The organism is Bacteroides sp. 90-K9/2 (assembly GCF_047310725.1).
Lineage (GTDB): Bacteria > Bacteroidota > Bacteroidia > Bacteroidales > Bacteroidaceae > Bacteroides > Bacteroides vicugnae.
The window spans coordinates 172223-196875 of record NZ_JBCGVL010000007.1 but is presented as its reverse complement, the minus strand read 5'-3'; the positions used below and the strand labels follow the sequence as shown (position 1 = coordinate 196875).

Genomic DNA, 24653 nt, shown 5'->3' with positions numbered 1-24653 from the left:
TATTTTAACATCTATGTTCAAGCATGACACATTCTATATTTTTCATCCATATTTTCACAAAAAAAGAGGTTTTGGGGTACCCATTTTCTACCTTACCACTATTATCAAGAAAATAGATGAAATAAAATCTGCCAAAGAGGAAAGAAATCACTCGTTCCAAGAGCTGTGATTTGCGCTAAGAAAAGATACCTGAACTATTACTAAAAATAAATCAAGAGAATAGAAAAGCGATGTCAAATAGCGACTGTACATTTATAGCGGGTAATATCAACTTCCGGCAACTTGCTCCCTGAAGCAATTACCTTAGCAATAAACTCGTTACATTCCTCTGCCGAAAGCTTCTTCCGGCAAAAAGCATAATATAGAAAATCAAGAGTAGTCAGAAAAGTTATACCGTTCTGCAAACAATAGTCCTTTATATCCTTCAAATTACTGCTACCCAGCACATCACGGTGGTCTCTGCAATAAATCATGCAGGCACTCTCACCGTGTCCAAACGTTTTAAGTAATTGGAAATAATCTTTCAACGATGCTCCCGTAGGGGAGAAACGTTCTTGCGTTATCTTTGAAAAATAAGAAGTATAATTATCAATCAGGGCTTTAGTCCGGTGATCTTTGGATACTTCATTATAAACCACATCCAAAATAACATATTCGTATTCGGGAAAGATGTCCGGCAACAAAGAAAATGCTTCCGCTTTCACAAAATGGATGATAACGTCAGCATCCAGTATTATTTTCGTCTTCTTCTGTTGCATGTGTGTTTATTTTGCGGAGTAACTCCCAATAATGCCCCTCTGATATTTTTTCCTGTTCAAAAAGTGAACGGGCTTTTTCGCCAAAGTCTCCGATTACCAGTCCTTCGTTTGCCGGATCATATAATGCAGTGTCATAACCGAAACACAAAGCCGAGTGTTTCACCGGTTCATCTGCCAGCGCAAGACGTGCAGCATTGGTCAGTAAACCAACATTCAGCAATCTGTAAAGCAGTGCAGAGCGGGAAACAGAAAAGTAATGTTCCAATTTCAACACTGTTGCCAATGAGATCTTTTTTGTTTTCAATTCATTTTCCGGGATAAGTTGACAAAGTCCTGTCTCCGGCATCAGCAAAGAAGAAGCAAACATATCGGCGCTCTGTTCTACGGGGTCTTTACTTCCACTACAAGGGTTGCATTTGTGCGGAGTTGGTTTACTTTCAATATACAAGTGATAGAGTTCGTGGGCAATCGTGAAATGTTGCCTGCCTCTTGAATGGGAAGAATTCACGAGCATGAACCGATGTCCGGAACCGTCTTTGAGGCACATTCCCGAAAAGTTATCGGAAAGAGGGCGGAAAATGGTCAATACATTCAATTTCAGCAACAGACTTTTCAGATTAATGGCTTCCGAAGCACTCAATCCGTTATCCGCGCGAAATTCCGCCACTTGTCTTTCTATGATGAATTTATTTGGAGCCATTTCCAATCCGTTCCATTTTAAGGTAAGACTTCACGAGATCTTTAAAATGGGCTATTTCTTTCAAATCCCCTTCTTCAACATCGGAGATACGAAAAGCAGTAGCCAGAATCTCATTGTCGGCTTCTACATTATCTTCAAACAGAAGAAACGCTTCACAGCCAAACAAATCAGCAATCTTCTCTAACAAATGAAAAGGCACTTCACGAACACCGCTTTCATAGTTACTATAAGCCGACCGCTCCACACCGATAGATTTCGCTACCTGCTCCTGCGTAAAACCGGATAATTCTCTGGTTTTCTTCAAGTTCTCTCCGACAATCTGATTCATGGTTTTCATTAGTCACCTCCTTTATTCTGTGGCAAAAGTAATTCTAAAATAAATAATAAACAAGTTTTGCCACAGATAAGTTTAATCTTCCGCCATTTACTTTTTCTCACATAGCACTCAATCATGACTCAATCGTTTCAACGTCTTTTTATGGTTCACGCTTGGACAGCTATTACATTACCTGCTCTCTATCTTTGCCCCATAATCAAATCATTAAAACGAATCAAAATGACTGAAACTGAAAAAAATCATTCCTTCCAACGGGTACAGCTAATGAAGCAAGCTGCCGTCATCCGGCAAAACAACGGTATGAACCGGCACGATGCACTCGTCACGGCTCACCGGATAGGAGCTCTCATCCGGCAGATGCATCACGGAAATGTCTGTTTCCGCTACACCAAACAGGATGGAACCATCCGACACGCCACCGGTACCCTCACCGGATATGAACATAGTTTCCACCGTCCGTATCTACCCAAACCGGAAAATACGTTCGTTGTCTACTATGACATCGAAGCCAAAGGCTGGCGCACCTTTCACGCTGAAAATTTTCTGGATATCGAAACGAACAGGCAAGACAGCAACAAGTAAAAATGAATCTGCAAAAGAATGGAATGAACGGACAGGAACGAAAAGAATGGGAGGCGCTTTGCAGGCAGTATAACGTAGATTCGCTATATGAGGCTATTCAAGGCTGCCGGGAAGAACTGGAGTTTCTGATTCATTGTGCCGAACGGCTCGAACCTCATACGGAGGAGGAGGAAGAAACGCCGTTTAACACATACAGACCACAGCGTTTCTCCGTACCAGAAAACGCCGTTTAACAGATGGAGGAAACGCCGTTTCTCCCCGCATGATTCAGAAAAACGATTATTTTTTAACAGAGTATAATTTTATTAACATTATCAATATCAAGTATGGAAAATTGGAGATTTATTGAAGAAAACCCCGACTATATGATTTCAGATCACGGACGGGTATTGAGTTTCAAGGGCAGATCAAAGTTGATCCTTTGTGCCAAAATCATGGGGACCGGTTACGAAACTGTCATACTGCCGAATAAAGGTGTTTGTATCGAATACAAAATTCATCGTTTGGTTGCCAAAGCATTCATCCTCAACCCGGAGCAGCTGCCACAGATTAACCACCTCGACGGCAATACGATGAACAACCACGTGTCAAACCTCGAATGGTGCGATGCATACACCAATATGATGCACGCCATCCGGACGGGATTACGACGTACGGGAGTGGGATCTCATCAAACACCTTTCGCCGTTACGGATGCAACGGGGAAAGTATTGCGTGCCTACCCGTCTATGAAAGAAATGGTCAGAGAGGAACGTCTGAAGCCTGCGCACCGAAACTGGCTTATCCTCCAACTAAAGCATCCGGACCGCGTGAAACAACATGCCTTGCGTGTGCAACATCATCGGGGAGATGCTTTTATCATGGTTCAGACGAAGCCTAATCTGATTACAGTGCTTAATCGGCCCACCATACCAAATCAAACGACAACGCCGCCGATGGATGCTCCCTTCTCTCCGGTGCTCCATTCAGTAACAAAGCAATATTACCGCCAACTGTCCAAAGAGGAGGCTATTGCGTTCGGAGTTATCTCACCTGCCGTCTGCAAACAGGAAAGGAGGATTCTGCCATGAAAGACACGATCATCATCCACTGTTCCGCCACTCGTGCGGGACAGGATTTTACCGCTATCGACATCGACCGCTGGCATCGTCAACGTGGTTTCCGTTCTATCGGTTATCATTTCGTCATCCGTCTCGACGGTACGATTGAACCGGGAAGAGATGTTGCTCTCGATGGAGCGCATTGCACGGGTTGGAACCATCGGTCTATCGGTATCTGCTACATTGGCGGATTGGACAGGAACGGCCGGCCTGCCGACACACGAACGGAAGCGCAACGTGAAGCGCTCGTCCGGCTGGTAGAAGATTTGCGCCTTGTCTTCCCTTCTCTGAAGCAGGTGATAGGGCATCGGGACACCAGTCCTGACCTCAACGGAGACGGCATTATCTCACCTGACGAGTATATAAAATCCTGCCCCTGCTTCGATGTAAAAGCAGAATTTATTCAGTAATAATCAACCATTTACAACCAGCATTTTATCATCATGGCCCGTATTTCCAAACCCGGATTAGATTATTTCCCCCTCGATGTCAATTTTCTGCAGGACAGAAAAGTACGCCGCATCTCCTGTCGCCACCACGCGGCAGGGATTGCCGCACTCACTTCGCTGCTCTGCCTCATCTATAAAGAAAAAGGTTATTATATTTTGTGGAACAAAGACACTCTTTTCGACATCGCCCAGGAAGCGTGTTGCGGGGAGGAGGAAATGCAGGCCATCATTGATGATTGCCTGGCAGTGGGGTTGTTCGATGATCTTATATATAAGGAGTATGGCGTACTGACTTCACAAGCGATTCAGGAACAATATCATAAAATCATCACCGACAGTCGGAGAAAATATAAATTACCTCTGGAACATTTCTGGATTATCAAGGAGGAGAGTAGTGAAATAGAACCGGAAAATACGGATGACTCCGGCAAAGATGTTACAAAACCCCATGAATTTGCTACAACAATGCCACAAACAAAAGAAGAAACGGATACAGATAGCAAAGGTAAACAGGAAAGGGATATGGAAAATGAAATCAAATCTGAAATAAAAAAAGACATAGAGACAGAGAGGGAAGGAAAAGACGGAAAGGAGAATGAGAGGAGCATGCCGCCCGTTCCGTCAAACAGCGTTTTTCAGGCTTCGCCTGTCGTTGTAGAGGGTTTGTCTTTGGATAAATCGATTGGAAAAGAAACGGTTTCGGAAGGGATGCAAGCGGGAGGAGGCTCGGAAGCTATACTTCTACTTAATATGCAAACTATCGGCATCCGGAACGAACAGACCGTAAAAGCGATTGTCGCCCTTGCCCGACGTAAAGAGTTGGGAGGTCCCGGCGGTATTTTATGGAAAATTCTCAGTTCCCAATACCGCCCTACCCTACTCAAAAAGAATGAACCGGGTGATTACATTCTTTGGGCACTCAATCATCCGACGGAATTTGAGAACACCTACAACGGGACACTGAAAAAGCTAATCAGGGGAAGATAAAGCGGAAAAGTCTGCCTATAATTTTTATTTTTACTGCAAAAGGGATGGAAAACCAAGAATTATCGTACCTTTGTAGTACGAAGAAAAAGCCTCTTTTTTATGTATAAAGAGAAACGTCTCTTTGCAAAACATAAAAAGAAGCGACCCAAAACAATGAGTAAATTTATCAATCCGTTCACCGACTACGGATTCAAACTAATATTCGGCAGAGAAGTGTCTAAGGATTTATTAATCGAATTTCTGAACGACCTGCTCGAAGGTGAACGAGTGATAACGGACTTACAGTTTTTGAATAATGAGCAATTGCCGCTCTATCCGGAAGGACGAGGTATTATCTATGATGTATATTGCACCACGGACACAGGCGAAAGAATCATCGTTGAAATGCAGAACCGTATGCAAAGCAACTTCAAAGAACGCTCGATTTATTATTTATCGCGTGCCATCGTCAATCAAGGAAGGGTAGGCAATGAATGGAAGTTTGAAATAAAAGCCGTATACGGAGTTTTCTTGATGAATTTCATTATCGACAAGAACATAAAACTCCGCACGGATGTTATTCTAAGTGACAGGGAAACAGGAGAACTCTTCTCGGATAAATTCCGGGAAATCTTTATCGCCCTCCCTCTCTTCAACAAAAACGAAGAGGAATGCGAAACGAATTTTGAACGTTGGATTTATATATTAAATAATATGGAAACTTTAAAACGCATGCCGTTCAAGGCACGAAAAGCTGTCTTCGAGAAATTGGAAGATATCGCTGATGTGGCTTCTATGTCTCCGGAAGACAGGGAGCGATACGACAATAGCGTCAAAGTGTACCGAGATTATTTGGTGACAATGGATGCAGCTGAACAAAAAGGAATAAAAGAAGGGTTGGAAAAAGGTATAGAGAAAGGAATGAAAGAAGGTACACAAAGAGCCCAGCTGAAAATAGCCCGGAACATGAAAGCCAAAGGGATAGACAATGAGTCTATCGCCGAATGTACCGATTTACCTTTAAGCATAATCGAAGGATTATAAAGTAATCGGATTCATAAAGGCACTATTTACCAACCAACCGTTTACGAACGAAGAAAATAAAAGAGGTGAGCTCCCTTTACAGGGTAGCCCACCTCTTTCTCTTCATACACAAACATTCAAATTATCAGGTTTCAGGTGTTCGTCAATATAACGGATGCCGTCCATCTTAAAAAGCCCCCGCAGAAGCGTATAGTTCAACATACGCTGCACCAGGTACGGAGTACCTTGCAAACTGCTCTGGTAGATGACCTCCTGCAAATCCGGTGCAAAGCGGTCGGGATCGACTCCGGGAAGCAGATAACCGCAAATCCTGCAATGCGTCAAGACATCAATCAACTGCTGCAACCAGAAAGCCTCCTCCCGCTCGAAAGCAGCACGGTATTCCCTGTCGGCGGCAATATCGAGCAACAACTTTTTCCCCAACGAATGAAGTAGGGTGAGATAGCCGTCCACTGTGATGAAAAGCGCCTCCATACACGAGCTGTCCATCCGTATCTGTTGTTGCTCGATCCGGCTTCTGATTCCTTTGGCAAAATCAGAAAGACAGATACGGAACAGGCTCGTTTTGCTGGGAAAGAGCTTGTAAAGCGTCCGCTTCGACATCTTCATTCCCCTGGCTATATCATCCATCGTCAACCCGTCGGCACCATGCAGGTACATTTCCCGTTTGGTGTAGTCGAGTATCCGGCAACGCAGTGTTTCTGGATTCATACATACCTCCCTACATACGGCCGCCACCCAATGCCTGATACAAAGTGATCACGCCCTGGATTTCGGTAAAGCGGTTCGCCACTTGCGACAGTTGTGCATTGAGCAATGTCTGTTGGGCGGTCAGTACTTCCAGATAAGTGGTGTTGCCATGTTTCATCAAGAGGCTTGTGCTCTTGGCTGCCGTTTGCAGGGAAGCCACCTGTTTGTTGTAGTAGTCGGCTTTCTCGCGGGCAGTCTGGTACTGCACCAGTGCCTCGTTCACTTCCACGCCGGCATTCAGCAAGGCCTGTTCGAAACTAAGGCGGGCTTCCTCCTGTTGGGCTTTCGCTATTTTCAGTTGGGCGATATTCACTCCTTTATTAAACAAAGGCTGCGTCAGGGAAGCCACGGCAGAGGCCAGAAACTTACCCGGGTTGACAATCATGCTCCCGCCACTGTTGGTCCATCCTGCACTGCCGCTCAACGTGATGGAAGGATAGAAAGCGGCACGGGCGGCATTCGTTGTATAGAAAGCCTGTGCCAACGAAAATTCTGCGCTACGCACATCAGGACGGTTGGCAAGCATCTGCAAGGGAACACCCACGGAGAAGTTTTCCGGCAACTGCTGATTTCCCAGTTTGCCGCGCTGTATTTTGTGGGGAGTTTCTGCCAGTAAAAGTGCCAGTGAGTTTTCCGCCTGATTGATTTGCTCTTTCAGGTCGAGCACGGTGGTACATATATTGAAGTAGGTAGCCTCCGTCTGCGCCAGTCCCGCTTCATTCACCATCCCGGCCTTTTTCATGGCACGGGTGGCATTCACACTTTCTTTCCAGGCAGCTTCGGTAGCCACAGCTATCTCATACTGCGAATCGAGCATCAACAACGTGTAATACGTGTTGGCAACAGATGCTACCAACTGCGTCTTGACAGCCTGTTCATATTCCTTGCTCTGTTCGTAGGCAGCTTTCGCGCGACGCTTCGCTGTTGTCACCTTTCCAAAAATATCCAGTTCCCACGAAGCAGTCACGGGCAGCGAATAAGTTTGTGTAGCCTTTCCACGGTCGAAGCTGCTGGCAGCTCCTTCCGGCGAAAGAAACAAAGAAGGCAGATAAGACAGTTTGGACGTCAGCAGCGTGGCTTCCGCTTCTTTCACACGCAAATGGGCAGTCTGCATATCGGTGTTGCGCAAGAGTGCCGAGTCCACCAAATTCTGCAGATAAGGGTCGGTAAAGACCTCCCGCCACGAGAGGTTGCCGAAGTTTGCCGTATCGGCGGCAGCAACGGACCCGCTGCCGTAAAGTCCTTCGGGAACTTCCGATACCGGTTTGTATTTATTGTAGATACCGCAACTGCTCAATATAAGCGTTGCTGCGGACAGAATGATTATTTTTCTCATTGGTTCTTATTTTAATTCAGGAACGGATTATTTCGGTTTTATTTTAATTAGGCACGGATAATGCGTTCTTATTTTAATTAGGCACGGATAATGCGTTCTTATTTTAATTAGGCACGGATTACGCGGATTACACGGTTTTAAAAGATTGCGCAGCCAAAACTGTGTAATCCGTGTAATCCGTGCCTAAAAAACTTTAATCATCAATTATCCTTTTCCAGCTTTAGATTTTTCTTCCTCGCTCACTTTGATTTCTTCTTCAATCTGCCAGTCATGCGTCGGCCTGCTCTGCACGGGACGCAAACGTTCCTGCAACCACTGGAAAGCGATAAACAAAGTAGGCACGATGAAGAGCAACGCCAGTGTACCGATGGTCATACCGCCTACTACACCCGTACCCAATGAACGGTTACCGTTGGCTCCTACTCCACTTGACATCATCAGCGGGAACAGACCGAAAATCATCGTCAACGCCGTCATCAAAATCGGACGCAGACGGGCTTTAGCCGCACTGACCGCAGAAGCAATCAGCCCCATGCCTGCTTTACGACGTTCAGCAGCATATTCCGTCAGCAAAATAGCCGTCTTCGCCAGCAGACCGATCAACATAATCAAACCTGTCTGCAGATAAATATTATTCTCCAGTCCGAACATCCGGGCGAAAAGGAAGCTACCCATCAATCCGCAAGGCACACTCAAAAGAACAGCGAACGGAATAATGAAGCTCTCGTAGAGCGCACTCAAAATAAGGTAAATCATCAGGAAGCAGATACCGAAGATAATCACTGTCGTACCGCTTTGCTGGTTTTCCTCACGGGTGATACCTCCGTAATCATAGCCGTAACCTTTCGGAAGAGACTGTTCGGCAGTTTCCTGCACAGCCTTGATGGCGTCTCCCGTACTATATCCGTCGGCCGGCATCGCATTTACCGCAATGGAGTTGTACATATTGAAACGGCTCAATGATTCCGCACCGTAGCTACGGGTCAGCGTAACGAACTGGCTCAACGGCGCCATCTCTCCATTCGACATACGCACAAAAGCATTATCGAGCGAAGTTTCGTCCAAGCGGAACACCGGATCGGCCTGAATCATGACACGGTACACTTTAGAGAAGCGGTTGAAATTGGACACATACTGCCCACCGTAATAACCGGACAGCGTACTCAACACAGCGTCGGGCGTGATACCTGCACGCTTACATTTAGCTGCATCCACCTCTACCGTCCACTGCGGATAGCGCACATCGAATGTCGAATAAGCCATCGAGATTTCAGGCCGCTGATTCAAGGCTCCCAAATATTGTTGGGTAGTGGTGAAGAACTCTTTCACATCACCGCCCATCTTATCCTGCATATGAAGTTCGAGTGCATTACCCATACCGTATCCCGGAATCATACCCGGAGAGATGGCGAACACACTGGCATCCTTTATATCAGCCGTACGCGCATATACCTGACCGATCACCGACTGCACATTGTCCTCATCCCCCGGACGTTCGTCCCACGGTTTCAATTTGAGAATCAACATACCGAACGAACTACCCTGTCCTGCCAGCAATCCGTAACCCGCCACTTTCTGCACGTGTTTCAGTTGAGGTATTTCCATCAAGCGTTTTTCAATACGCCCCATCACTTCATTCGTTGTTGCCAGCGAACTGCCTGCCGCCGTACTCACATTAACAAAAACAACCCCTTGATCCTCGTCGGGTACCAGACTGGTCTTTGTGGTATTCATCAGGAACACAAGCAACACTACGGAACAAGCCAGCAAAGACCATGTCAGCCATCTGCGCTTGATAAAGAACAATACAATCGTCTTATATTTATCCACCATCACATCGAAAGCCGAATTGAAAGCCTTACGGAAACGTGCCGCAAAGTTGTTCTTCTGCGTTCCGTCTTCATTAATATAAGGTTTCAGCAGCAGTGCACACAAAGCCGGACTCAAAGTCAACGCATTGACTGCGGAAATACCCACCGCAACCGCCATCGTCAGACCGAACTGCGTATAAAACGTACCGGAAGTGCCGCCCATGAAGGACACCGGAATAAACACCGCCATAAACACCAGCGAAGAGGTGACAACGGCATTACTGATTCCTTTCATAGCGTCGATACTTGCCATATACGATGACCTATAGCCCACATCGAACCGCGCCTGCACCGCCTCGACGACAATAATGGCATCATCCACCACCGTACCGATAACGAGCACCAACGCAAACAAAGTCAATAGGTTGATACTGAATCCGGCTATCGCCATGAAAGCAAACGTGCCCACCAGCGAAACTACAATTCCAACCAGCGGAATCAACGTAGAACGGAAGTCCTGCAAAAAGACGTACACCACAAGGATAACCAATATGATAGCCTCAATCAATGTCTTCACTACCTCATGAATGGAAGCGAACAGGAAGTCGTTGGAGCTCATCATCTGCGTCAGTTCCACTCCTTTCGGAAGCTCCTTGCGCGCCTCGTCGAGAAATTTGTCAATGTTCCGGTTTACTTCGGTCGCATTGGAACCCGCAGTCTGGAACACCATGCAGGATATACCCGGATGACCATCCATACCACCATGGTAAGCATAGCTGTCCTGTCCCAGTTGTATATCGGCAATATCCTTCAGTTTCAAAACCTCACCATTATCGGTAGAACGGATAACGATATCCCCGAATTCTTCAGGAGTAATCAAACGTCCCTTGTATTTCATCGTATACTGATACGTTTCATTGGAGTTCTCACCGAACGAACCGGTAGCCGATTCGATATTCTGCTCGGCAAGCACACCGGTAATATCAGACGGAATCAGTTTATACTGCGCCATCACATCCGGCTTCATCCAAACACGCATACTATATTCACCGCCCATAATCATCATATCGCCCACACCGGAGATACGAAGGATTTGAGGTTTCAGGTTGATGCTGATATAGTTGGACAGGAAGTTCTCGTCGTAACTCTCGTCCGGACTGGACAGGGAGAACATCTGCAAAATACTCGTCTGACGCTTGGAAGTGGTCACACCGACTTGGGTTACCTCCGCCGGAAGCTGCCCCGTAGCGCGCGATACACGGTTCTGCACATTGACAGCCGCCATATCGGGGTCTGTGCCCTGCTTAAAATAGACGGTGATGCTCACCGAACCGGCATTGGTGGCGGAAGAAGTCATGTAGGTCATGTCTTCCACTCCGTTGATCGCCTCTTCCAAAGGCGCAATAACACTCTTCTGCAATGTTTCCGCACTGGCGCCATAATAGGTGGTACTCACCATAATGGTAGGCGGAGCAATATCAGGATACTGCTCAACGGGCAGAGTGAACAGCCCGATGATACCCACTACGACAATCGTGATAGAGATGACTGCCGATAATACGGGGCGTTCTATAAAGGTTCTTAAATTCATGAATGATTCCTCCTTGGTTTAATTTTCAGTAGTAGTTACCGGAGATGATGAAGCCTGGTCTGCTTGTGCTGCATCTGCCTGTGCTGCCGAAGCTGATGATGCCGTCTTTGCCTTGATAGGAGTGCCTTCACGAAGTAAACCTACTCCTTCTGCTACAATCACATCTCCCGGCGCCAACCCTTCATCTACAATAAATTCACGGCCGCCATTGATGCGGGTCACTTGTACCTGACTCGATTGCGCCTTGCCGTCCACTACTTTATACACATATCTCTTATCTTGTATTTCGAAAGTGGCAGCCTGTGGAATGGTCAGTGCACCTGTTTTTTGAACAGGAACAATCACGTTCCCCGCACCACCGCTATGCAATAACCCTTCCTTGTTCGGGAAAACTGCACGTAGGCTGACCGTACCCGTCGAACGGTCGATCACTCCACTGATAGATTCAATCTGTCCCCGTTCGGAATAGGCTGATTTATCATTCAGTTGCAGGTCGATAGCAGGCATATTTTTCAGTGCTTCCTCTTTAGAACCATATTGACGGATCAGTCCCAGTAATTGGTTTTCTGTCATGGAGAAGTAGACGTACATATCCGAATTGTCGGAAACGGTAGTCAACGGCTGGGCAAGAGCGGAACTTACCAAAGCTCCTACACGGTAAGGCAACGTGCCTACCACTCCGTCGGCCGGACTTTTCACAACCGTATAAGAAAGATTATTGCGGGCGCTCACTTCCTGCGCCTTGGCCTGTGCCAACTGTGCTTTGGCAGCCAACAGGGAGTTTTTTGCCGTACTCAAATCGAAAGAGGAAACTACATTCTCTTTATACAGTTCCTCTTTACTGTCATACGTCAGTTGCGCCGTAGCCAGAGAGGCTTTGGCTGATTCAACGTTTGCCACTGCCGTCTGCAAAGCAGCTTCATACGGCACTTGGTCGATGATGAACAATGTCTGTCCGTTCTTTACGCGCTGGCCTTCCGTCACGCAGACTTTAGTCAGCGTACCACTTACCTGGGGATAAATATCAATATCCTGACGTCCGCGGATGGTCGCCGAGTAGGTGCTCGAAATCATCCGGTCGACCGGAGAAACGGTCATCACTTCGTATTCTGTTTCCATTTGTGCCGGAGGAGCTTGTTTACAGCCCGTAGCAACTACCACACAGCAGAGCAACAATAGCCCTTGCTTCACTTTACATACCTTTTTACTCATTTTCTGTTACCTATTAAATATTTTTGAACGCGGCAAAGGTAGACTGTTTTCTTCATTGAAAACTGGACATAGTGTATTCAGTTTTGTTCATTTTTGGAACATTAAAACCGATATTTAGTGAAAAAGTCCTATTTTTGTACCCAAAATAAGAAGAACAATGGAACAAAAAAACTCTAACCTAGCCATCCTCCGTGAACCGTTCGTTGCCGGAATGGACGAAAACCTGTCGCCAATTATGCATCGCCTGTGGAAACTGGAAGGGGGTGCCATCTATTTTTGCAGAAGCGGGTGGGCCCATGTCACGATCGACTTGAAGGACTATGAAATAATAGAAAATACTCAAATCGTGCTTTTGCCGGGAACGATTATCCGTATCAACGGCAGCAGCAGCGATTTCACTGCTTCTTTCTTCGGATTTCCCAAAGAAATGTTTCGCGAAGCCTGCCTGCGGTTCGAACCGATTTTCTTCCGGTTCATGAAAGAAAAACCATGCTATAAACTACCGGAAGAAAATACCGGAGCCATCAACAGCTTGATACATGCCGCAATGGTCATATACAACGACCGTGAAAACCGCTTCCGTAACCAGATTGCCAAAAATCACCTCCAATCGTTTATGCTGAATATCTATGATAAGTGCTACCGCCACTTCGACCGTCAGGAAATTGAAGGAGGAAGCCGGCAGGATGAAATCTTCAAGAATTTCATCGCACTGGTACACGAAAACTGCATTTCTCAACGAGAAGTGACTTTCTATGCCAACAAACTGTGCATCTCCACCAAATACCTGACAGGTATCTGCAAAAGCGTGACGCGCGACTCCGCCAAAAAGATTATTGACGACTTTGCCATCCTCGAAATCAAAGTATTGCTCCAATCCACCGAACTGACCATTCAGGAGATAGCCGACCAACTTGGTTTTCCCGACCAGTCGTATTTGGGGAGGTACTTCAAGCGGCACGAGGGGATGTCGCCGAAGGAATATCAGAGTAAGTATTCTATGTAATAAAAAAACAAAAATAGCACAGATAGGCGAGCGTGGTGTATTTTTTCTGCCTATACACCACCGCGCCTGAATTACTCTGTACTTTCATTGTCCTGTAATCCCTGATAAAGCCTACTTTCCAGTTCTTCGATGGAAGGCAATCCAGATTTTATATCTTGAGGGATTGATTTACCCAACTCATAATCAGAAATACCTATTGGTTTGTGCACGTCACGTAAAGCATATTCAGCCATAATACGATCTTTGTTCTGGCAAAGAAGTAAACCAATCGTCTGATTATCCCCTTCCCGACAAAGAATATCATCTACAGCGGAACAATAGAAATTCAGTTTGCCGATATATTCGGGCTGAAAGTCACCTTTTTTTAACTCCACGACTAAATATCTGTGCATAAACACATTGTACATAAGGATGTCAATATAGAAATCATTGCCGGACACTTCGATGTGATATTGTCTACCCATGAAGGCGAAGCCTGCTCCCATTTCGAGAAGGAACTTTTCAATATGTTTAACCAACCCTAACTCTACATCTCTTTCGTTGTATTCGTCAGTGAAAGTCAGCATATCAAAGATATAGGGGTCTTTTAAGGTTTCTTTTACCTGCTTGGCTTGTATTTCAGGAAGAGTGGTATCGAAGTTGTTTGCCAATGCTCCGTAGGTATGGTAGTAGTCCTGATTGATCGCTTCGATTAAGAAATTACGACTCCAGCCACTCTTTAAACATTGAATCATATACCAATAGCGAGCTTTCAGGTCCTTTACCCGTTGTATTAAAATGATGTTGTGTGACCAGCTTAATTGCTTTATCGGCAATACTATGGAAGCTGCCTGCAAATGCGCAACCGCTGGTTGCGCATTTGTAAGTTGCTGATTATATTCATTATAGAATTGAATCATCACCTGACAGTTTCTTTTTGAGAAGCCCTTCACTTTCGGATAATCATTCTTCAGGTCATTGGCAAGCTGTTCAAGCGCATTGTTTCCCCAGCCTATCTGTTTCTGGCTTTCACAAAGAAGTTTGCCGATGTCCCAATACATAGAAAGCATTTCTTCATTAGCAGAGTAAATCGCTTTTTTTTGTGCGAGTGCCACCCGTGCCTTGACTTGTTTAAGCAAAGTAGCGTAGTTAAATATACTATTCTGAATTTCCATTAATTATTTTTCATTTTAGATTAAAGACATTATAGGTTATTCCTACCCAAACATCATTCAGCCGATTGCCCCAAAGCAAAGAAACCTTTCTTCATAATAAAGTGACAAATATAATGATAATTAAAGAATTACGGATGTACTATCCGATAAATCTGTTTGCTTTTTCCGCCATGTCACAACTTCTGTCACAAGAACAAACGGATTATACTAATTAGTGTTTACGACACAACACAGATTGTTAACAGATCTGTAATACTATCTTAATCTGCCTTGTATTCCTTTGCACCGTGAAACAAAACACTGGTGTGAATAACTTTATTGCATTTAATAAATTTAAAGAAGAAAGGTAAAAGATTATGAAAAGAAACAAATGGCTGCTTTCTCTGTCGATTGGGCTCTTGTGCTGTGGCTCTGCATACGCACAGACAACAGTGAAAGGAAAAATAACGAGTGAAGGTGGGGAACCGTTAATCGGGGCTACCGTAGCTGTGAAAAATTCGACAGACGGCACGGTGACCGACATTGATGGAAACTACTCCCTGAAGACTAAAAAAACATTGACTCAAAAGGATTTGCTTGTATTCAGTTATGTAGGATATAAAACGCTACAGAAGAACTATGCAGGCAACACGATGAATGTTAAACTGGCAGAAGAGTCGCAACAACTGAATGATGTGGTGGTGACTGCCTTGGGGATTAAACGTGAAGAAAAAGGATTGGGATATGCCACGGAAACCGTGAAAGGGGATATGATTACGAGCGCCCTGCCCACCAACTGGTCGACGGCACTGAACGGTAAGGTAGCCGGATTGAGTGTTATCTCTTCCGGTGGCCCGCTCAATTCGAGCCGTATCTCGCTGCGGGGGGACGTCTCGCTGAACCAGAACGGAAATGACGCATTGGTGGTAGTGGACGGTGTACCGATGAGTAGTCCGATGACCAATCCGGGTGTTGCCTACGGTGCAGGTTCAAACAGCGAACTTTCCGTGGACTATGGTAACGGATTCTCCGACATCAATCCGGATGATATCGAAAGCATCCAAGTATTAAAAGGAGCCAGTGCGACAGCCTTGTACGGTACGCGTGCAGCCAATGGCGTGATTATGGTGACTACCAAATCGGGAGCGGGTGCACCCAAAGGTATCGGTGTGTCTTACAGCGGTAATTTCAGTATTGACGATGTGATGAGATGGCCCGATTACCAGTATGAATTCGGACAGGGATTGCCGAGTAATATCGGTCCGGCAGGTTCTATCTACGAAGGCCAGCCCTATTACTCTTACGGGAAAGCGGAAGACGGCAGTTACGCAAGCACCAGCGGAACCAGTAGCGCCTACGGAGCACGCTTCGACGCCAACAGGTTGTTCTACCAATATGACCCTGTGACACAGGATCGTGCTTCTGTAGCCACTCCCTGGGTAGCGTACAAAAACAACCGCAAAGATTTGTTCCAAACGGGATATACCCTGACCAACTCGGTAGCCTTGACCGGAAAATCCGACCGGGGCAGCGTGCGGGCGTCCATCACCCACACCAAGAACGAATGGATTCTCCCCAATACAGGTTTCCAGCGTATCACCGCCATGATTTCCGCCCAACAGCAGATTTCGAGGGCACTGCGCATTAATTTCAAGTCGAGTTATACGTACCGCAAGCTCAACAACACGCCTGCACTGGGATATAACAGTAATTCTATCTCCTACTTCCTTATCTTCCAGAATCCGAATGTCAACCTCGACTGGTTGCGTCCGATGTGGCGTACCGGACAGGAAAATGTGAAACAGCTCCAACCGTACAGCTCATTTATCGGAAACCCGTATGTCATTCTGTACGAATCTGAAAATCCTTCGGAGAAACACAGTAATGTATCATCCGTTTCTGCCAATCTGCGCATCAACAGTAAATTCGATTTCATGATCCGGTCCGGTATCCAGTTGTCAGCAGACCAACGCGAACAGCATCGTCCTATCAGTGACGTGGTTTTCGGAAACGGATTTTTCAAGAAGCAGAATGTGTTCGATTATGAATTAAACAGCGATGCTTTATTTACTTACCATGATTCATTCGCCAACGGATTGCGTGTCAACGCTTCGGCAGGTGGAAACATGATGCAACAAAGCTACGATATGTTGGCTGCCTCGGTGGTAGGATTGATTACGCCGGGAGTATACAAACTGGCAAACGGCGTTTCCAACCCGAACGTGCAGACGGTTATCAAAAAGAAAGCGTTGAACAGTCTTTATTTCACGGCCAATTTCTCGTATAAGGATAAACTGTTTCTCGATGTCACCGGGCGCAATGACTGGTCGTCTACCCTGCCGAAAAGCAACCGTTCTTTCTTCTATCCGTCGGTCAGCGTCAGTGCAGTGATAAACGAGTGGTTCACGTTGCCGGAACAGATCAGTCTGTTGAAAGTGAGAGGTTCGCTGGCACAGGTCGGCAACGACACAGACCCTTACAAGACATCGCCCTATTATGGCACGAGCGATTTTCCCGGATCGGCCATCGTATCTTCTACGCTCTATAATCAGGATTTCAAACCGGAGATTTCGACTAATTACGAAACGGGATTCGACTTCCGTATGTTTCACAACCGCATCGGACTCGATTTCACGTTCTACTATAACCGCACCAAAAACCAGATTCTGGATGCTCCGATGGACCCGACCACAGGTTACAGCAAAGCTACCATCAATTCGGGATGCGTCCGCAACCGCGGTTACGAAATCCAGTTGGACGTTACTCCGGTAGTCAGCAGGGATTTCCGCTGGAACGCTACTTTCACTTGGTCTAAGAACGAGAACCGGATTCTCTCACTGGCGGAAGGGGCGGATGAGAACCAGTTAATCAGCAGTATCGGTAGTGTATCTATCATCGGACGTGTGGGTGGAACCACGGGCGACCTCTGGGGATATAAACTGGTACGCGACCCGGAAGGAAATGTGGTCATCAACGACAACGGATTGCCCGAACGTTCGGGAGAGATCGAATACGTCGGCACGGCCTATCCGAAATGGAAAGCCGGACTGTACAACGAATTTTCTTACAAGAACTTCACGCTTAGCGTCCTGCTCGACGGACAGGTGGGAGGTAAAATGTACTCGCACTCGCACCACAAAATGACGGAACAGGGAAAACTGCAACATACCCTGAACGGACGTCTGCCGGGAACGGAATTTTATATGTCGAAAGACGACCCGCGCATCGCTGCCGCCGGACTTTCACCACAAGACGGGATGTACATGATTGCCCCGGGAACGGTGAAGAACGATGACGGAACTTACTCGCCAAACACCAAAGTGGTGACCGTGGAAAGTTATTATAAGGAATACTACCGGATGGCAAATGTGGAAACTAACACGTTCGACACTTCATTCCTCAAGCTGCGCGAAATGAGACTGGAGTACAAGTTGCCGAACAGTACACTGAAGAAAACACCGTTCAGCAAAGCATCGGTGGCACTCTACGCACGCAACCTATTCTGTATCACCGACTATCCTCTGTTCGACCCCGAATCTGCCGCCCTCAACGGAAGTTCGATGGTGACCGGTGTGGAGACGGGCTCACTGCCTACGGCACGCACTTTCGGACTGAATATTAACGTATCTTTTTAAACACTGACTTATGAAAACCTGTAAACTTTTCAAAAATATAGTATGGGGAATGACTTTGTGCGGAGCTCTCTGCACGACTTCCTGCACCAGCTTCGACGAACTCAATACAGACCCCACCCGCATGGATGAGGTGAATCCCGGCACTCTGCTCAACCCGATTTTATACGAAACATCGGTCTACAACTGGAAACGCTACAACAGCTATACCTACGACCTGATGCAATGTGCCGTATCTACCAGCAGCACCAACGGTGTGGGATGGTGGTATATGACGGACAGCGAAGGAGACGGCACATGGACTACTTATTATAAATGGATCAACAACGCCAAAGAGATGATGCGCCTCACCGGAAAATTGCCGGAAGCCTCCAAACAACCCAACTACGATGCTATATCGCTGACTTTACAATGTTGGCTATACCAGATTCTAACGGATGCCTTCGGTGATATTCCGATGAGCGAAGCCTGCTCCGCCGACAAGGGAATACTCGCACCGAAGTTCGACACCCAGCAGCAGGTGTACCAACAGATTATCGATAATCTGAAGACTGCCAACGAATTATTCGACAAAGCTAACGGGTTGATCTACAACCAATCGGGCGAAATGTTGTACAAGACGTCCAAAGGAGATGCAACCGGTATTCTGAAATGGAAGAAGTTCTGCAACTCACTCCGTCTGCGTGCACTGCTGCGGGTGATCGACGTGCCGGAATTCAACGCGAAACAGGAACTGCGTACCATGCTGACCGATCCCGCCACTTATCCGGTATTCGAATCGAACGATGATGCCGCCCTGCTTGCCATCAGCGGAACTTATCCGGAGGAAGCTCCGCTCACCCGTCCGCAGGATTTCACTTCTTATGTTCAGATTTCCGAGTTCTTTGTCAATCTGCTGAAAGGTTGGAACGATCCTCGTCTGCAGGTGTATGCAACACAGGTCACTCTCCCCGACCAGACTAAAGATTATGTGGGTTTGCCCAGCGGTTATCAGACGTTGCCTTCAACCACAGCTTCGGGGCTGAATCAGGAAATGGCGAAGGCGCCTATGAAACTTGCCATGATGCCTTATGCCGAAGTGGAATTCATCAAAGCGGAATTACTGAAAAAAGGAGTGATCGACGGAGGAAGCAACGCTGCCAAAGAGGCTTATCAGAAGGGAGTGCAGGCGGCTATCGAACAGTGGGGACAGAAAATGCCTGACCATTATTTTGAAAATCCGGAAGCTGCTTATGATGATACGCTGGAACGAATCATGAACCAGAAGTTTGTCGCACTGTTCTTTTGCGATTATCAGCAGTGGTTTGAATATAACCGTACCGGTTTTCCTGTGTTACCTGTGGGACCCGGCATCGCAAATGCTAATAACAAAATGCCGAAACGCTTTAAATATCCGTCTGCTCTGCAGCGTACTAACCTGAAGAATTATCAGGCGGCTAAAGCGAACATGGGAGGCGATGACTTCCATATTCGGCTGATGTGGCAGCAATAAATGAATGTGTCGGTCACCAAGATTGCGGCAATAATCATCATTTCAATCAATCTTTAAAATTCAATGAATATGAAAAGAATAATCAGTATGGCTGTTGTGTTAGTTATAACGATGGCAGCAATGGCGCAGAAAGGAGAGCTCGCCATGAACGAGAATATCTCCGGAAAAGACAATGTTTCAAGCAATGAAAAAGAAGCTACTCCCGTAGGCAAAAAGCCGAAAGCGGTGTTTATATTCGACGTGTATGGAGAAATCCCGGCTACCAAACCGGTGTTTGAAGCGGAACATTATTTGGGGAGTGACATTACCGGAAAATGGAATACTTTCATCCAAAATTATACGCACGAGTATGATGTAACAATCGGATTTACAGATTCTTCAGTCGAAATTTTGAAGCCTTCTATTTACAAGGCAGTCAATAAGGTGAATAAATATTATAAGAAGGCATTGAAGAAAGAAGAGGTGAGCCGGGAAGTTGCTACATTCAATATGGGTCATATCCTGGATTGCGCCAATGTGATGTGTTTCGATGATAACAGCAAGTCTTTTGAAGAGGCTCTCAAGTCGGCAAATGAACCGGAAGAAATTATCGCATTATTCAATCAGGTTACTTTAAGAAAGTTATAAGCAATGAAAAAGATCAATTTTAGAAATACGCTGTTTGCAGCGGTCTTGCTTTTCCAGCTGAACACTGTTGCCGCCTTTGGTCAGACGGTGGTGAAAGGTAGTGTGAAAGATAATACAGGTAAACCCGTCAGCGGTGTAGTGGTGACGGACGGAGCACATTTCAAAACGACTGATGCGCAAGGAAATTATGTTCTGAACACTGACCCGGCACGTTATCCGATGGTTTATATCTCCACTCCGGCAGCGTATGAGCTTCCTTCCAAAGAGGGGGTAGCCGATGGTTTCTATCAATATCTGGATGCCGGGAAAAGCGAGAACCAATGTGACTTCGTACTAACTAAACGACAGAAGCCGGTGGATGAATTTGTCTACATCGCCATTTCCGACCCGCAAGTGAGAAACGAAAAACAACTGGACCGCTTCCGCACGGAAACAGTGCCCGACCTGAAACAGACTGCCGACTCACTAAAGAACTTCGAAATCATCGGCATGGGACTGGGGGATCTGGTGTGGGATGCCATGAACCTGTACACTCCTTACCGTCAAGCGGTATCCAATTTGGGAATGACGATGTTCCAACTGATGGGAAACCACGACTTCAACCTGCTCTACAAATCCATGACGCAGACGGATCATCCGGCAGATGGTTATGGGGAACAGAATTATTATCAGTCATTCGGCCCGGCCAACTATTCATTCAATATCGGTAAAGTTCATGTGATAGCAATGAAAGATATTGACTACGACGGCAACAAGAAATACACGGAACGCTTCACGCCGGAAGATTTGGACTGGTTGAGAAAGGATTTAAGTTATGTGCCCAAAGGAAATATCGTGTTCCTGAACGTTCACGCTCCGGTAGCTAATAACACGGTATCTGCGGGGGGAAATGCGCGCAACGCCAATGCGCTTTTCCAACTGTTGAGGCCTTACCAAGTACATATTTTCTCCGGACACACGCACTTTTATGAAAATCAGTTGCCCGCCCCTACCATTTACGAACATAATATCGGAGCCGCCTGCGGCGCATGGTGGGCAGGACACGTGAATCGTTGCGGAGCACCGAACGGTTATCTGGTGGTACAAGTGAAAGGTGATGATGTGAAATGGCGTTACAAAGCAACGGGGTGTTCTCCCGACTATCAGTTCCGGCTTTACCAACCGGGAGAGTTTGAAAGCCAGAAAGACTACGTGGTAGCCAATATCTGGGATTGGGACTGGACGTATACGGTAAACTGGTACGAGGATGGAGTGTTGAAAGGTGCAATGCAAGCTTTTGACGATGAGGATCAGGATTATATCAATATGGTAAAGGGAAAGAAAACGGGTTATCACACACGCCATCTTTTCCGTGCACAGCCTTCCAAAGATGCAAAATCTGTCAAGGTGGTAGTTAAGAACCGTTTCGGGGAAATATTTACAGAAGAGATAAAACTCTAGTTTTATTACGGTCTGTTTATACTGGTAGTAATTATAATTATACTGGTAGTAAATTATAAAAGTCATGAGGGAGTTTAAGCTTTAACTTCCTCATGACTTTTATTTTTGAAACAATCTCACTTTAACGGAAAATCCGGTACATTGCTACTTTCATCGGTACTTTCCTCATCGCCCATAGTGCACAAAGCAGGGAACAGATGGCGCAGACCACAAATGTAACTCCGGTAGATACAAGGATATTTCCCAAGCCGACCAACGGAGAAACAATACCTCCGGAAGCAAAACAGAGTGCTCCCAACAGGGCGGAAGCTGCTCCGGCGTAACGGCGTTCGCTATCCATCGCCAAGGTAGTGGAGGAAGTAAAGGTCAGTCCCATTGTGAAAAGTAATGCAAACATCAGCAGTTCATAGGTCCAGAAGCCGCATCCGTTATACAAGGCAATCATCACACAGACGGACAGGCACAACATACCGATGCATCCGGTCAGCGTCCCAGTTTCAGGTTGGCGGAATTTCACGGAGATAGCTGCTGCCACCCCGATAGCTACCGCATTCACCGCGAAGCAGATACTAAATGCAAAGGGGGAAAATCCGTAATGTTGTTGCACAATAAAAGGTGAGGAAGCTATGTAAGCAAAGAGGATGCCTTGTGCAAACGCCAGTTGCAGAACATAGAGCATGTAACGGGGGTTATGAACGATTGCACCGAAGTTACGGAAAGTAGAAACGATTCCCGTCTTCGAGCGTTTCTCTACGGGAAGTGATTCTTTAAAACGGATGCAGCCTATCCACAGCAGTACGCCAATAAACAGCAATATCACAAAAATCCCTTTCCATCCGATCGTCCCGGTCACCAACCCTCCGACTACCGGAGCTGCCACGGGAGCCACTCCATTAATCGCGCCGATCACGGCCAGCATCTTGGCCAGTTCCTTCCCCGAAAACTTGTCCGTAGCCACCGAACGGGATATGACAATACCGCCTGCCCCTCCGATTCCCTGTATCAACCTCAATGTGATAAACGAATAAATGTCCGGCGCAAAAAGACAGAATACCGTAGACACGATGAACAGTATCATCGAGACGAGCAACAACGGACGCCTGCCATATTTATCACTCAATGGTCCGAAAAAGATTTGTCCCAATGCCAGCCCTATCATGCTGGTGGTAAGTCCCAGTTGCACCATCGACGAGTGGGTAGAAAAATAGTCTGCCATTGCTGGCAGACTAGGCAAATACATATCCGTTACAAAAGGTCCGAACGCTGACAACATACCGAGTAAAATCAGCAAAAACACCTTTGAGTTCTCCTTATTTATTATTGCAGTCATACACTATTGATTAAAATTCGACTGCAAAGGTATCGGTTTTCTTTTATTTACTTATAGGCTTAATCAGAACAAAAAAGGAGCTTTTCAGAACAATTTTTCTTATTTAGTCGTATAGCTTCACCTTACGATCCATGTTATACCGTATCTTTACTTCAAATGGAATATAACGGAAGTTGTGTTCACGCAACACTTCCAGAATATTCGCCTGCGGATGAGCGTTCATATAGAGATTTAGTTTCTGTACATTACCCATAAGCAGTTTTTTATTCCACAGATCGACAAATGAGCGCAAAGGCAACAACACATTCCGGTCTCTCCGGCGCAGTCCTCTGCGGTGCAAATGATATACATACCCCGTAATCGGATATTCGCGGGGTGCAAGGACGGAAAGTGACCTCTTCTCATTCATCCGGTCCATTATCTTCTGTTTGTTCTGTACATCCGGCAACATTCCTTCTTCCGCACAGATTTTTTCAAGAATGACATTACGCACTTTCAACGGACTCCAACACTCTTCGCCATTGATTTCAGCGGCTTTAATGGTACAACACAAAGCAAAATGATCGCTATCCGACAAGCACACATCTACTCCTCCCAACCCTTTCCGATGAAAATAGAGTTGTCCGAAACGTCCGGATTGCATCTGCCATATTTCCGCATCTGTTTTCGGATCAAGCATGCAGTGCATATTCGAATCAACATAAGGATGCTTTGCTTTCCGGTTCACATAGTAGATTTCAACTTCTTTGGGCAGAATCTGCAACCCACTACTGATGTTGAGTTGATAATCCTTTAATAACGCCTCATTAATCTGCTGCAACAAGGGAGCATGACTACCGGTTGTTTCCAGCAGTGCATGTACCATTTTTTTTATATTCTCCATATACAATACATTTATTGTTTACGTATTAATCCGGCAATAAATATACAAAAAAACGATGATTCAGGCAAGGGGGATATTGGTTATAAGCAAGTGTACATACAAGCGCTAAAACATTGAAATACAAACAAATAACAAAAAGTTAAATTTTAAAAAAGAAAGAAATACCTAGCTAAAAAGAGACTATTATGTACTTCCATTTTATCCATTAAAAGCTTCGGTTGAATTCATCAGAACAAGTACATCTCCGACCTGAATGTTGTAAATATTTCCGACAATCCGAGTACATCATTGCCCTTATTCGAATAGAAAACAGGTATCAAGATGAAACCAAGATATTATCAAAAGGACATTTGTTACAAGAACAAAATGGATGATTTCCATAGTTGGGGTGTAGCAGTGCAAAGTTGATAATCCTATTTTCACTACAGAAAATTCTAACTTCTACTATTAATTAAATTTCTTTTCACTTTATGA

Annotated in this window: 21 protein-coding genes; 11 read left to right on the top strand and 10 right to left on the bottom strand. The window is 45.8% G+C overall.

Annotated features, from left to right (window positions below):
* Positions 1-233: 233 nt before the first annotated feature.
* Genes AAHJ11_RS16650 through AAHJ11_RS16640 form a run of 3 tightly spaced genes read right to left on the bottom strand, consistent with a single transcriptional unit; the run spans position 234 to position 1795 of the window.
* Positions 234-758 (bottom strand): hypothetical protein, encoded by a 525-nt coding sequence (locus AAHJ11_RS16650; protein WP_234133010.1) that lies wholly within the window; start codon positions 756-758, stop codon positions 234-236.
* A complete protein-coding gene (locus AAHJ11_RS16645; RefSeq protein ID WP_004321738.1) occupies positions 721-1458 on the bottom strand; it encodes an ImmA/IrrE family metallo-endopeptidase in 738 nt (245 codons plus the stop codon). The genes AAHJ11_RS16650 and AAHJ11_RS16645 overlap by 38 nt, the downstream gene beginning before the upstream one ends.
* Positions 1445-1795, bottom strand: a complete 351-nt coding sequence (locus AAHJ11_RS16640; RefSeq protein ID WP_004321740.1) for a helix-turn-helix domain-containing protein — start codon at positions 1793-1795, stop codon at positions 1445-1447. The genes AAHJ11_RS16645 and AAHJ11_RS16640 overlap by 14 nt, the downstream gene beginning before the upstream one ends.
* Positions 1796-2014: 219 nt before the next feature.
* Here AAHJ11_RS16640 and AAHJ11_RS16635 point away from each other — a divergent pair, with 219 nt between their 5' ends.
* The 6 genes from AAHJ11_RS16635 to AAHJ11_RS16610 all read left to right on the top strand — a co-directional run bounded on the left by AAHJ11_RS16635 (position 2015) and on the right by AAHJ11_RS16610 (position 5936).
* The gene (locus tag AAHJ11_RS16635) at positions 2015-2377 is read left to right on the top strand and encodes an SH3 beta-barrel fold-containing protein (protein WP_148365069.1); all 363 of its coding nucleotides are present in this window, start codon (positions 2015-2017) and stop codon (positions 2375-2377) included.
* Between the two features lie 2 nt (positions 2378-2379).
* Positions 2380-2610: a hypothetical protein gene (locus tag AAHJ11_RS16630; RefSeq protein ID WP_148365070.1), complete on the top strand. Its 231-nt coding sequence runs from the start codon at positions 2380-2382 to the stop codon at positions 2608-2610.
* 93 nt (positions 2611-2703) lie between these two features.
* On the top strand, positions 2704-3447 hold the full coding sequence (locus AAHJ11_RS16625) for an endonuclease (protein ID WP_320978343.1): 744 nt from the start codon (positions 2704-2706) through the stop codon (positions 3445-3447).
* Positions 3444-3887 (top strand): N-acetylmuramoyl-L-alanine amidase, encoded by a 444-nt coding sequence (locus AAHJ11_RS16620; protein WP_117935304.1) that lies wholly within the window; start codon positions 3444-3446, stop codon positions 3885-3887. The genes AAHJ11_RS16625 and AAHJ11_RS16620 overlap by 4 nt, the downstream gene beginning before the upstream one ends.
* A 33-nt stretch (positions 3888-3920) precedes the next feature.
* Positions 3921-4913: a DUF4373 domain-containing protein gene (locus AAHJ11_RS16615; RefSeq protein ID WP_148365072.1), complete on the top strand. Its 993-nt coding sequence runs from the start codon at positions 3921-3923 to the stop codon at positions 4911-4913.
* Positions 4914-5066: 153 nt separating this feature from the next.
* The gene (locus tag AAHJ11_RS16610) at positions 5067-5936 is read left to right on the top strand and encodes an Rpn family recombination-promoting nuclease/putative transposase (RefSeq protein WP_148365073.1); all 870 of its coding nucleotides are present in this window, start codon (positions 5067-5069) and stop codon (positions 5934-5936) included.
* A 102-nt stretch (positions 5937-6038) separates the two neighbouring features.
* Here AAHJ11_RS16610 and AAHJ11_RS16605 read toward each other — a convergent pair whose 3' ends face one another.
* The 4 genes from AAHJ11_RS16605 to AAHJ11_RS16590 all read right to left on the bottom strand — a co-directional run bounded on the left by AAHJ11_RS16605 (position 6039) and on the right by AAHJ11_RS16590 (position 12636).
* Positions 6039-6647, bottom strand: a complete 609-nt coding sequence (locus tag AAHJ11_RS16605) for a TetR/AcrR family transcriptional regulator (protein ID WP_148365074.1) — start codon at positions 6645-6647, stop codon at positions 6039-6041.
* A gap of 10 nt (positions 6648-6657) precedes the next feature.
* A complete protein-coding gene (locus AAHJ11_RS16600) occupies positions 6658-8022 on the bottom strand; it encodes a TolC family protein (RefSeq protein ID WP_148365075.1) in 1365 nt (454 codons plus the stop codon).
* 204 nt (positions 8023-8226) lie between these two features.
* Entirely contained in the window at positions 8227-11424 is a 3198-nt protein-coding gene (locus AAHJ11_RS16595) for an efflux RND transporter permease subunit (protein WP_148365076.1), read from the bottom strand.
* 18 nt (positions 11425-11442) lie between these two features.
* A complete protein-coding gene (locus tag AAHJ11_RS16590; protein ID WP_148365077.1) occupies positions 11443-12636 on the bottom strand; it encodes an efflux RND transporter periplasmic adaptor subunit in 1194 nt (397 codons plus the stop codon).
* Positions 12637-12793: 157 nt separating this feature from the next.
* Between AAHJ11_RS16590 and AAHJ11_RS16585 the strand changes: the two genes are divergently transcribed.
* On the top strand, positions 12794-13642 hold the full coding sequence (locus AAHJ11_RS16585; RefSeq protein WP_320975180.1) for a helix-turn-helix transcriptional regulator: 849 nt from the start codon (positions 12794-12796) through the stop codon (positions 13640-13642).
* A gap of 71 nt (positions 13643-13713) precedes the next feature.
* Here the strand turns inward: AAHJ11_RS16585 and AAHJ11_RS16580 are convergent, their stop codons facing one another.
* Positions 13714-14796: a PDDEXK nuclease domain-containing protein gene (locus AAHJ11_RS16580; RefSeq protein ID WP_148365079.1), complete on the bottom strand. Its 1083-nt coding sequence runs from the start codon at positions 14794-14796 to the stop codon at positions 13714-13716.
* Positions 14797-15152: 356 nt separating this feature from the next.
* Between AAHJ11_RS16580 and AAHJ11_RS16575 the strand changes: the two genes are divergently transcribed.
* The 4 genes from AAHJ11_RS16575 to AAHJ11_RS16560 all read left to right on the top strand — a co-directional run bounded on the left by AAHJ11_RS16575 (position 15153) and on the right by AAHJ11_RS16560 (position 21966).
* Positions 15153-18410, top strand: coding sequence for a SusC/RagA family TonB-linked outer membrane protein (locus AAHJ11_RS16575; RefSeq protein WP_250701106.1), 3258 nt, complete (start codon positions 15153-15155; stop codon positions 18408-18410).
* Positions 18411-18420: 10 nt separating this feature from the next.
* Entirely contained in the window at positions 18421-19899 is a 1479-nt protein-coding gene (locus tag AAHJ11_RS16570; RefSeq protein ID WP_217721658.1) for a SusD/RagB family nutrient-binding outer membrane lipoprotein, read from the top strand.
* A 69-nt stretch (positions 19900-19968) separates the two neighbouring features.
* A complete protein-coding gene (locus tag AAHJ11_RS16565) occupies positions 19969-20526 on the top strand; it encodes a hypothetical protein (protein ID WP_298045975.1) in 558 nt (185 codons plus the stop codon).
* Between the two features lie 3 nt (positions 20527-20529).
* Positions 20530-21966 (top strand): calcineurin-like phosphoesterase C-terminal domain-containing protein, encoded by a 1437-nt coding sequence (locus AAHJ11_RS16560; RefSeq protein WP_195650035.1) that lies wholly within the window; start codon positions 20530-20532, stop codon positions 21964-21966.
* Between the two features lie 121 nt (positions 21967-22087).
* On the opposite strand, the gene AAHJ11_RS16555 is transcribed toward AAHJ11_RS16560, so the two are convergent.
* Positions 22088-23296: a multidrug effflux MFS transporter gene (locus AAHJ11_RS16555; protein WP_195650034.1), complete on the bottom strand. Its 1209-nt coding sequence runs from the start codon at positions 23294-23296 to the stop codon at positions 22088-22090.
* 103 nt (positions 23297-23399) lie between these two features.
* Positions 23400-24179 carry a hypothetical protein gene (locus tag AAHJ11_RS16550; RefSeq protein WP_195650033.1) on the bottom strand — a complete coding sequence of 260 codons (780 nt, stop codon included), beginning with the start codon at positions 24177-24179 and terminating at the stop codon, positions 23400-23402.
* Positions 24180-24653 lie beyond the last annotated feature (474 nt).